We start from the raw sequence: 768 nt of genomic DNA on the forward strand, positions 1-768 counted from the left end.
CGAACGGCGGACGCTCACCACGGTTGTCACGGTCGTCCCGACGGAACCCACCGCGATCACGGTCGTCCCTCCGCGGTCCGCGGTCACGGTCGTCGCGCCGGTCGAAGCCACCGCCACGGTTGTCGTCACGCCGGAAACCGCCACGGTCCCGGTCATCCCGGCGCTCACCACGGCCGTCACGGTCGTCACGGCGGAACGGCGGACGCTCACCACGGTTGTCACGGTCGTCCCGACGGAACCCACCGCGATCACGGTCGTCCCTCCGCGGTCCGCGGTCACGGTCGTCGCGCCGGCCGAAGCCACCGCCACGGTTGTCGTCACGCCGGAAACCACCACGCTCACCGCGGTCGGGACGCTCACCACGGTCGCCACGGTCGCCTTCACGACGCACGTAGCTCCCACGGTCATTGCCGCCCCGATCGTTGTCGCGGCGGAAGCCTCCACGATCTCCGCGGCCCCCGCGCTGACCGCTGCGGTCGTTCCGGTCGCTCCGGTCCCCTTCCCGTCGCCGCTGGTCGCGCTCCGGTCGGTCCTCGGGGGAGTTGGTGGACATGGTGACTCCTGTCTTAGGTACCGCAAGTCATTCTCGCGCAGCCGGGTGCCCGGCGCGCACTGCAAAAACAAAAAGGACCCCTGGTCCCAGCTGAACGCTGGGACCAGGGGTCCTTCCAAAGATTGTTCGGCGGCGTCCTACTCTCCCACAGGGTCCCCCCTGCAGTACCATCGGCGCTGTAAGGCTTAGCTTCCGGGTTCGGAATGTAACCGGGC

General features: G+C 69.1%; 1 rRNA gene and 1 pseudogene. Both read right to left on the bottom strand.

Going from position 1 to position 768, the window contains the following annotated elements:
* A pseudogene (locus ABTX62_RS34705) lies at positions 1-384 on the bottom strand (hypothetical protein); the annotation flags it as partial.
* 293 nt (positions 385-677) lie between these two features.
* Positions 678-768, bottom strand: a 5S ribosomal RNA gene (gene rrf, locus ABTX62_RS34710); the annotation flags it as partial.

Source organism: Streptomyces sp. NPDC096046, assembly GCF_040303285.1.
Taxonomy (GTDB): Bacteria; Actinomycetota; Actinomycetes; order Streptomycetales; family Streptomycetaceae; genus Streptomyces.